This is a genomic window from Pseudorhizobium endolithicum (assembly GCF_902153245.2).
GTDB lineage: Bacteria > Pseudomonadota > Alphaproteobacteria > Rhizobiales > Rhizobiaceae > Neorhizobium > Neorhizobium endolithicum.
The window spans coordinates 179646-188497 of record NZ_CABFWF030000015.1 but is presented as its reverse complement, the minus strand read 5'-3'; the positions used below and the strand labels follow the sequence as shown (position 1 = coordinate 188497).

Annotated in this window: 8 protein-coding genes, 1 tRNA gene and 1 riboswitch; of the genes, 3 read left to right on the top strand and 6 right to left on the bottom strand. The window is 63.5% G+C overall.

Annotated elements, in window-relative coordinates; all coding sequences use genetic code 11:
- Window positions 1-89 precede the first annotated feature (89 nt).
- Window positions 90-163, bottom strand: a tRNA-Gly gene (locus tag RTCK_RS18500).
- Between the two features lie 69 nt (window positions 164-232).
- Window positions 233-1327: a 2'-deoxycytidine 5'-triphosphate deaminase gene (locus RTCK_RS18495; protein ID WP_142593876.1), complete on the bottom strand. Its 1095-nt coding sequence runs from the start codon at window positions 1325-1327 to the stop codon at window positions 233-235.
- Window positions 1328-1401: 74 nt separating this feature from the next.
- Window positions 1402-1480: riboswitch (SAM riboswitch) on the top strand.
- Between the two features lie 45 nt (window positions 1481-1525).
- On the opposite strand from RTCK_RS18495, the gene RTCK_RS18490 reads away from it, so the two are divergent.
- Together RTCK_RS18490 and apaG are read left to right on the top strand one after the other, a co-directional pair.
- Entirely contained in the window at window positions 1526-2710 is a 1185-nt protein-coding gene (locus RTCK_RS18490) for an O-succinylhomoserine sulfhydrylase (RefSeq protein ID WP_142593875.1), read from the top strand.
- A 162-nt stretch (window positions 2711-2872) separates the two neighbouring features.
- Entirely contained in the window at window positions 2873-3265 is a 393-nt protein-coding gene (gene apaG, locus RTCK_RS18485; protein ID WP_142521930.1) for a Co2+/Mg2+ efflux protein ApaG, read from the top strand.
- An 18-nt stretch (window positions 3266-3283) separates the two neighbouring features.
- Here the strand turns inward: apaG and RTCK_RS18480 are convergent, their stop codons facing one another.
- The 3 genes from RTCK_RS18480 to RTCK_RS18470 form a co-directional block, all read right to left on the bottom strand.
- Window positions 3284-4273 carry an Hsp33 family molecular chaperone gene (locus RTCK_RS18480; RefSeq protein WP_142521931.1) on the bottom strand — a complete coding sequence of 330 codons (990 nt, stop codon included), beginning with the start codon at window positions 4271-4273 and terminating at the stop codon, window positions 3284-3286.
- 170 nt (window positions 4274-4443) lie between these two features.
- The gene (gene argF / locus RTCK_RS18475) at window positions 4444-5361 is read right to left on the bottom strand and encodes an ornithine carbamoyltransferase (RefSeq protein WP_142593874.1); all 918 of its coding nucleotides are present in this window, start codon (window positions 5359-5361) and stop codon (window positions 4444-4446) included.
- A 29-nt stretch (window positions 5362-5390) separates the two neighbouring features.
- Window positions 5391-6587, bottom strand: a complete 1197-nt coding sequence (locus RTCK_RS18470) for an aspartate aminotransferase family protein (protein ID WP_142521933.1) — start codon at window positions 6585-6587, stop codon at window positions 5391-5393.
- A gap of 379 nt (window positions 6588-6966) precedes the next feature.
- Between RTCK_RS18470 and RTCK_RS18465 the strand changes: the two genes are divergently transcribed.
- On the top strand, window positions 6967-7494 hold the full coding sequence (locus RTCK_RS18465; protein WP_142593873.1) for a GcrA family cell cycle regulator: 528 nt from the start codon (window positions 6967-6969) through the stop codon (window positions 7492-7494).
- 93 nt (window positions 7495-7587) lie between these two features.
- Here RTCK_RS18465 and phoR read toward each other — a convergent pair whose 3' ends face one another.
- The gene (gene phoR / locus RTCK_RS18460; protein WP_185928052.1) at window positions 7588-8832 is read right to left on the bottom strand and encodes a phosphate regulon sensor histidine kinase PhoR; all 1245 of its coding nucleotides are present in this window, start codon (window positions 8830-8832) and stop codon (window positions 7588-7590) included.
- Window positions 8833-8852: the final 20 nt, after the last annotated feature.

Below are 8852 nucleotides of genomic sequence, written 5' to 3'. Positions count from 1 at the left end.
AACCATCGACAACCCGTTCGGCACGAGGTTGTCACCCATGTCTTAGGTACAGTCTGTTACCTATGTCTCCGGGTCGGACATCGTGAGGTTGGAGCGGGTGAAGGGAATCGAACCCTCGTCGTCAGCTTGGGAAGCTGCTGCTCTACCATTGAGCTACACCCGCGACGGTGCGCAGAGTTCTATCAGTTCGCCGTCTCTGTCAAGCGTCGATCCAGCGGAGAGCGGCGTTCCCTCAGCCGATGCGGAAGTGCTTCGACAGCTTCAGCCCCTGCGCCTGGTAGTTGGAGCCGAGGCCGACGCCATAGAGCGCATCGGGCCGTTGCAGCATGTGCTCATAGACGAGGCGACCGACGATCTGGCCGTCCTCCAAGATGAACGGCACCTCATGGCTGCGCACTTCGAGAACGGCGCGGCTGCCGCGCCCGCCGGCTTCCGCATGACCGAAGCCGGGATCGAAGAAGCCGGCATAATGGACGCGGAACTCGCCAACCAGCGGATCGAAGGGGGTCATCTCCGCGGCATAGAGCGGCGGCACATGCACCGCCTCCCGGGATACGAGGATGTAGAACTCGTCCGGGTCGAGGATGAGTTCGTTGCGGCCGCGGCTGTAGAGCGGCTCCCAGAAATCGAAGATGTCGTGCTGGGCCTTCTTGTCGACATCCACCACCGCCGTGTGATGCTTGCCGCGGTAGCCGATGAGGCCGTCCTTGTCGCCGGTGAGGTCGATCGAGAGGGCAATACCGCCGCCGCTGACATTCGGCTGCCGGGCCGCAACCAGTGTCTCGGCCTCGTGCAACTGCAGCAGCTCCGGTTCTCCCAGCAGGGCATTGCCGATGCGGAAGCGGATCTGCGACAGGCGCGAGCCGCGCCGGACGACGATGGGAAAGGTCCGCGGGCTGATCTCCAGGTAGAGCGGCCCGGAATAGCCGGCCGGGATCTTGTCGAACTCCTGGGCGTAGTCGGTGATCACGCGGGTGAAGATGTCGAGGCGGCCGGTGGAGCTCTTGGGATTGGCGGAGGCGGACATTTCCGCCGGCAGGTCCAGTTTCTCCATGAGCGGCACGATATAGACGCAGCCGGTTTCCAGGACGGCGCCTTCCGACAGGTCCACCACATGCAGCTTGAGGCGATCGAGCTTGTCCGCCACCCGGCTGTTGGGGCCGGGCATGAAGCTTGCGCGGACGCGAAATGCCTTGGCGCCGAGCCGCAGGTCGAGGCTCGCAGGTTGAATCTGATCGCCGTCCAGCGGCTTCTCCGACGCCAGGCGGCCGCTGTCGAACAGCGCCACTATGGCCCGATCGGCCAGGATTCCGGTGTTCCGTGTCATTCTCGTCTTCCCCGTCTGGCTGGGACAAAACCAAATGCCTGCCATTGACGCAAGCGAGGACGAGCGCTATGGCAGTTTTATCCCGTGGTGATTTGGCCGGTCGGCTTGCAGCCACGTTAAACAAGTGGCTAAAAAGACCGGGGGCAAGACCGGTCTGCTGACGCGACCGGTTTTTTTGTGTCTGAAAGGTGCAAGCGCATGAGCACGAAATGGCGCCCCGCAACCCAGCTCGTCCACGGCGGAACGATCCGGTCGCAATATGGCGAAACCTCCGAGGCGATCTACCTGACCCAAGGCTTCGTCTACGAGACGGCGGAGGCGGCCGAAGCGCGCTTCAAGGGCGAGAGCGAAGGCTATATCTACGCCCGCTACGGCAGCCCGACCAACGACATGTTCGAGAAGCGCATGTGCCTTCTGGAGGGCGCGGAGGAAGCGCGCGCCATGGCATCGGGCATGGCGGCCGTCGCTGCCGCGATCCTCTGCCAAGTGAAGGCGGGCGATCATATCGTCGCCGCCCGCGCGCTCTTCGGCTCCTGCCGCTGGGTGGTGGAGACGCTGGCACCCAAATATGGCGTCGAATGCACCCTGGTCGACGGACGCGACATCGCAAACTGGGAAAAGGCAATCCGGAAGAACACCAAGGTCTTCTTCCTCGAAAGCCCCACCAACCCGACATTGGAAGTGATTGATATTGCCGGCGTTGCGAAGCTCGCGAACCAGATCGGAGCCAAGGTGGTGGTCGACAACGTGTTTGCCACCCCACTCTTCCAGAAGCCACTGGAGCTCGGCGCCCATGTCGTCGTCTACTCCGCCACGAAGCACATCGACGGCCAGGGGCGCTGCCTGGGCGGCGTCGTACTTTCCGACAAGCAGTGGATCGACGAGAACCTCCAGGACTATTTCCGCCACACCGGTCCGGCCATGTCGCCGTTCAATGCCTGGACGCTGCTGAAGGGGATCGAGACGCTGCCGCTGCGGGTTCGCCAGCAGACGGAAAATGCCGCGCGGATCGCCGACCTGCTGGCCGGCCATCCGAAGATCGCCAAGGTCATCTATCCCGGCCGGGCGGACCACCCGCAGGCGGACATCATCGCCAAGCAGATGAGCGGCGGCTCCACGCTGGTCTGCCTCGAGCTGAAGGGCGGCAAGGCCGCGGCATTCGCGCTTCAGAACGCGCTGGACGTGGTGAAGATCTCCAACAATCTCGGCGATGCCAAGAGCCTGATCACCCATCCCGGCACCACGACCCACAAGAACCTCGGCGACGAGGCTCGTGCCGAGCTTGGCATTTCCGCCGGGACGCTCAGGCTTTCGGCGGGCATCGAGGACACGGACGACCTGATCGAGGACTTCGCCCGCGCGCTGGACAAGGTTCCGGGCTGACCGCGGCCGGGAGAGCACCGGAACCGGTTAACTCTCCCGGTTATCGTTAATCGCCGAAAAGGAGTTCTCCGAAGGGAAACGGGCGCTCTCAAGCTCTCGCTTTTCTTGACGTTTTAGCGAAGCTGTAACATACCCGGAACGGTATCATCGAAAGTGCCGCGTATGTATCGCGCCAGAACGAAAGACATAGAAGTCGTCGTGGAGCCCTATTATCTGGAGGAGCAATCCAGTCCGGAGGACAGCAGATATGTCTGGGGCTACCATATCGTCATCGAGAACCACTCCGACCGTGCGGTGCGGCTGACGCAGCGGTATTGGCACATCACCGACCAGAACGGCACCGTGGACGAGGTCGAAGGTCCGGGCGTCGTGGGCGAACAGCCACGGCTCTTGCCGGGAGATTCATACGAATACTCCTCGGGCTGCCCCCTCGACACACCCTCCGGCATGATGTTCGGCCACTACACGATGGAAGACGACGAAGGAAATAGCTTCCATGTCGACATCCCGGCGTTCTCGCTGGATTCGCCGGGGCTTCTGCGGGTGCTCAACTAGCACCCGCACCGGCCGCACTCACGCGGCGGCGAACTCCTCGACCGCGTAGCGGTAGGTGGTCGAGCAAAACTCGCAGGTCACGGCGATCTCGCCTTCCTGCTCGCTGGCGCTGATCTCCTCCGCGCTGAAGCCGTCCAGCACGCCCTTGATCTTCTCGCGCGAGCAGCTGCACCGATCCACCACCGTCTGCGGCTTGTAGACCCGCACGCCACGTTCATGAAACAGCCGGAAGAGCAGCCGTTCGATCGGCACCTGCGGATCCGTCAGTTCATCCGTGTCGATCGTTTCCACCATCACACGCGCTTCCGACCATGCATCGTCGTCGCTCTGATCGTGCTCCCGCTCGTCACCGTCGCCGCCGTGCAGATCCGGCTGGCGCATACGCTCGGGCGCCTGCGGCAGGAACTGCGCCACCAGTCCGCCCGCCCGCCAGTTGTGGCGCGGCCGGCCTTCGGCATCCCGGTCCAGAAGCTCGGCCACACCCAGCCTTACCTTCGTGGGGATCTGCTCCGACTGGCGGAAATAGACGCCGGCGATCTCCTCCAGCGAAGAGCCGTCCAGGGGCACGATGCCCTGATAGGGCTGCATGCCGTGGCCGTGATCGATCGTGAAGGCAAGTACGCCCGCACCCAGCAGTTCCGGCGGGGAGGTTTTTCCTTCCGCGACGGCTGCCGCAAGGGCGTCCTCGTCGTAGCGTGCATAGGCGCGCAGGCTGTCGGGCGTCGAGAAATCCGCGACCAGAAGGTCAACGGGCCCGTCGCCCTTGGTCTGCACGGTGAACTTGCCGTCGAACTTCAGGGACGTACCCAGAAGAGCCGTCAGCACGATCGCTTCGGCAAGCAGGCGCGCGACGGGAGCGGGATAGTCGTGCCGCCCGAGGATCGAGTTCAGGAGCGGGCCCAACTGGACGGCGCGTCCCCGCACATCCAGCCCTTCCACCTGGAACGGAACGACCCGGTCGTCTCCCGCAAAGTTCAGCTCATTCATTTCAACGGTCGCTTCCGCCATGACTTGCTCCTGGACGCCGGACAATGTCCGCTTTTACATGCGCACGGCTTCAGGCGGAACCGCAGCGGCGCAAAAGGCGTCGACAAAGTGGGTGAATTCCCGCCCATCTGGATGGCACGGGACCGAAAGCCGACAGATGGTGTCGGTTTCCCGGCAAATCAAGGAGGAGGTCAGACGACCCCGAGGCACCATGCCAGGATGGATTTCTGGGCGTGCAGGCGGTTTTCCGCTTCGTCGAAAACCACCGACTGCGGCCCGTCGATCACCTCGTCGGTCACCTCTTCCCCGCGGTGCGCGGGCAGGCAGTGCATGAAGAGCGCTTCCGGCTTGGCCTGCTTCATCAGCGCGCCGTTCACCTGATAGGGCTGGAAGATGTTGTGGCCTCGCGCCTTGTGCTCCTGGTTCATGGACACCCAGGTATCCGTCACAATGCAATCGGCACCCGCCACGGCCCGCTCGGCATCATGGCACAGCATGATATCCCCGCCGTTGTTGCGCGCCCAGTTCAGGAATTTGTCGGAAGGCTCCGAACCCATGGGAACAGCCATGTTCATCCGATATCCGAAGCGGGCTGCACCTTCGACGAAGGAATGCAGGACATTGTTGCCGTCGCCGGTCCAGGCGATCGTCTTGCCCTTCACCGGGCCGCGAAGTTCCTCAAAGGTCATGATGTCAGCCATGATCTGGCAGGGATGGGTATCGTCCGTGAGGGCGTTGATGACCGGGACGGTCGCGTGTTCCGCCATCTCCAGCAGGCGAGCGTGCTCCGTGGTGCGGATCATGATCGCGTCCACGTAGCGCGATAGGACCTTGGCGGTGTCGCCGATCGTTTCGGCGCGGCCGAGCTGCATTTCGGTACCGGAGAGGAAAAGGGTCTCGCCGCCGAGCTGGCGCATGCCGACGTCGAAGGACACGCGAGTACGCGTGGACGGCTTTTCGAAGATCATCGCCAGCATCTTGCCTTCGAGCGGGCGCTTCGCCGTACCTGCCTTGGTCGCCTGCTTCCGCTCCCGCGCGTCATCGAGAATGGTCCGGAGATCTTCCGCGGAGACTGCCGATAGATCGAGAAAATGCCTGGGTGATGCCATATCGTGAAGGGAGCGCAGGCTCCCGCTCCTTACGCTGATTTCTTCATACCGGACTTGTGAAGGCTTTCTGCCGCGCGTTCGATGCGGGCGAGGCCCTCGCGTGCTTCGTCGGCGGTGACGACGAGCGGCGGCAGGAGCCGCAATACGTTGTCGCCGGCCGGCACCGCCAGGATATGCTCCGACCGCATCGCCTGCAGCAGGTCCGCATTGGGAACCTTCGCCTTGATGCCGAGCATCAGGCCTTCACCGCGGATCTCCTCGATGACGTCCGGATAGCGATCCTTCAGGCCCTCAAGGCCCTGGCGGAACACCAGGGCGACATCGCGCACGTGCTCCAGAAAGCCGTCCGCGAGCACCACGTCCAGCACGGCGTTGCCCACGGCCATGGCGAGCGGGTTGCCGCCATAGGTGGTGCCATGGGTGCCCGCCTTCATGCCGCTTGCGGCCTCCTCCGTCGCAAGGCAGGCGCCGAGCGGGAAGCCGCCGCCGATACCCTTCGCGACGGCCATGATATCCGGCGTGATACCGGACCACTCATGGGCGAAGAGCTTGCCGGTGCGGCCGACGCCCGACTGGACTTCGTCCAGGATGAGAAGAAGCCCGTGCTCATCGCACAACTGGCGCAGCGTGCGCATGAACTCCCTGGAAACCAGGCGCAGGCCGCCCTCGCCCTGAACCGGCTCGATGAGGATTGCCGCCGTGGCATCGGTGATCGCCGCCTTCAGCGCATCTATGTCTCCGAACGGCACCTGATCGAAGCCACTGACCTTCGGCCCGAAACCTTCCAGATACTTGGCCTGGCCGCCGGCCGCGATGGTCGCCAGCGTGCGGCCATGGAAGGCGCCCTCGAAGGTGATGATGTGGAACCGTTCGGGATGGCCCTTGCTGAACTGGTAGCGGCGTGCCGTCTTGATGGCGCATTCCAGCGCCTCCGCGCCCGAATTGGTGAAGAAGACCTTGTCGGCAAAGGTCGCCTGGGTCAGCCGCCGTGCAAGCTTCTCCTGCCCGGGAACATCGTAGAGGTTCGACAGGTGCCACAGCTTGTCCGCCTGAGCCTTCAACGCATCCACGAGATGCGGATGGGCATGCCCGAGGGAGTTGACGGCGATGCCGGCTGCGAAGTCGAGATAGCGCTCGCCGGTCTCGGTGATCAGCCATACGCCCTCCCCTCGCTCGAAGCGCAGCGATATGCGGTTGTACGTGTCGAACAGCGCGGCTTCAGCCATAGGGAGCAGCTCCTTGCGATCACAGCCGATCAGGGCGGAAATCAATCAAAAAAATGCCGCCCTCTCGGGCGGCGCGGGCACTATCTGCATTTCGCCCCGGCATGTCAACAAAAGCGCGCTCCAGGATAGCGACGTCGTGATGTGACAAAAATGACTCGCTCGAAAAGCAAGTTGGGGAAAACCCGAAAATCGATTCGTGCGGATTCCGCGGACTCTTGCCACGGAGTCACCGGCCCAGTAGTTTGACAATCAATAACTAGACTGCATGCGGCGGAACTAGTCACCTCAAAGCCTAGATATAGTGGCTGGCGCGAATTGTCATTCGCGCCGACGGGGAGGGATTCCGCATGCCGGAGACGTTCAAAGGCGGAGAACGGGCATGAACTGGACAGACGAGCGCGTCGAAAAGCTGAAGAGATTGTGGGCCGAAGGACTGAGCGCCAGCCAGATCGCCGCCCAGCTCGGCGGCGTCAGCCGCAATGCGGTGATCGGCAAGGTACATCGGCTGAACCTTCCGGGGCGCGCCAAGGCAGGCGGTTCCGCCACCTCCACCCGCGCCGTCAAGCGCCCGGCTCCGTCCGCCCGTCCGGCGAACTATCCCGCACGGAGCGTGACCCGCACGGTCACCCGCACCGTCGGCGCGACCGCGCTGAAGGAGGAGATCGACATCGCGGCAGAGGAAATCGAATTCGTCCCGCCGTCCAACGTGGTCGTGCCGATCTCCCGCAAGCTCGCCCTCACCGACCTGACGGAGCGCACCTGCAAGTGGCCGATGGGCGACCCCCTCAAGGACGACTTCCACTTCTGCGGTGTGGATGCCTCCGAGGCTTCGCCCTATTGCGGCTATCATGCCCGGCTGGCCTACCAGCCGGTCGCCGACCGCCGGAAGGCAGCTGTCCGGGTCTGAAAATGCCCGGAAGATGAGGATCTAAGGCGGGCTCCGGTCCGCCTTTATTTTTGCATTGCCGTCCGCATTTTCACGGTTCCTACGCGCGCAGCGTTAGAAGCGGACGGTGAACCGACTACCCTTGCCGACTTCGGAAGCCACGATCAGCCGGGCGCGGTGGCGGGTCAGGATATGCTTGACGATCGCCAGGCCCAGTCCCGTGCCCTTCTTCGAGCGGCTGTCCTCGACACTGACGCGATAGAAGCGCTCCGTCAGCCGCGGCAGATGTTCGGATGGGATACCGGGACCGTAGTCGGCCACGGTGACCTCAAGCGGCCCCGCTTCCGCGGCGCTCAGAAACACGTCGACAGCCTTGCCTTCCTGCCCGTACTTGCATGCATTCTCGACAAGGTTCTCGAACACCTGAACCAGTTCGTCGCGTTCACCGGCTACCTCCACTGGTCCCGGAGGCAAATAGAGGTTGATGCTGACGCCGAGATCTCCGGCAAGGGGAGACAGGGAATCCCGCACATGCGAGAGCAGGGAAACCAGATCGACCTTTCCCTCCGGTGCGACATTGGCCCGCAGTTCGAGCCGCGACAGGGACAGGAGATCGTCGAGCAGCCGGCTCATGCGCGTCGACTGATCCAGCATGATCGACAGAAACCGCTCCTGAGCCTTCGGATCGGACTTCGCCGGCCCCTGCAGCGTTTCGATGAAGCCGCGGAGCGAGGCGAGCGGGGTGCGGAGCTCGTGGCTGGCATTGGCGACGAAATCGCTGCGCATGCGGTCCAGCCGGCGCAGTTCCGAGATGTCGCGGAAGGCCAGAAGGAAAAGCCTCTTCCCCTGCCCCTCCGCCGGCAGATCGACGGGCGCGATACGCACCAGGTAGACCTGTTGCGACGGCAGCCGCTCCGCATGCTCGATCTGGTTGGGCCTGCCGGTCGCCAGCGTCTCCCTGATCATGTCGAGCACGGCCGGCGACCTGAGTCTCGCAGAGATATGCGCGCCGGTGGGCAGAGACCCGAAAGTCCGGCTGGACGCATCATTCTGAAAAAGGATATTCGCTTCGCGATCCAGCACCAGCGCCGGAACATCAAGAGCATCGAGCGTGGAGGGAACCTCCCCCAGCAGATCCCTTTCCCTGGGCTGCCGGGCCGTCTCGGCGACCGGCGGACGGGGCCGGTCCCGACCGCCGGCCAGCACGACACCTGCCAGGAAGAACCATCCCAGCGCCACCTGCCAGAGGGGCAACCCTGCGAAAACCGTCGCCGCCGCCACAATCGACAGCGCTGCCAGCATCATCCATTCCGCCTGCAGTCGATTGCTCAATTCCTTCCCCCAATCATGAAACGCCATCCGTCAGATGCCTCCCGGTC

What these genes read in the sequence shown, in the direction of transcription:
- argF (WP_142593874.1), bottom strand. Translation starts at nt 5,361, where the DNA reads ATGGCATCACCCAGGCATTTTCTCGATCTATCGGCAGTCTCCGCGGAA.
- RTCK_RS18490 (WP_142593875.1), top strand. Translation starts at nt 1,526, where the DNA reads ATGAGCACGAAATGGCGCCCCGCAACCCAGCTCGTCCACGGCGGAACG.
- RTCK_RS18495 (WP_142593876.1), bottom strand. Translation starts at nt 1,327, where the DNA reads ATGACACGGAACACCGGAATCCTGGCCGATCGGGCCATAGTGGCGCTG.
- RTCK_RS18465 (WP_142593873.1), top strand. Translation starts at nt 6,967, where the DNA reads ATGAACTGGACAGACGAGCGCGTCGAAAAGCTGAAGAGATTGTGGGCC.
- RTCK_RS18480 (WP_142521931.1), bottom strand. Translation starts at nt 4,273, where the DNA reads ATGGCGGAAGCGACCGTTGAAATGAATGAGCTGAACTTTGCGGGAGAC.
- RTCK_RS18470 (WP_142521933.1), bottom strand. Translation starts at nt 6,587, where the DNA reads ATGGCTGAAGCCGCGCTGTTCGACACGTACAACCGCATATCGCTGCGC.
- phoR (WP_185928052.1), bottom strand. Translation starts at nt 8,832, where the DNA reads ATGGCGTTTCATGATTGGGGGAAGGAATTGAGCAATCGACTGCAGGCG.
- apaG (WP_142521930.1), top strand. Translation starts at nt 2,873, where the DNA reads ATGTATCGCGCCAGAACGAAAGACATAGAAGTCGTCGTGGAGCCCTAT.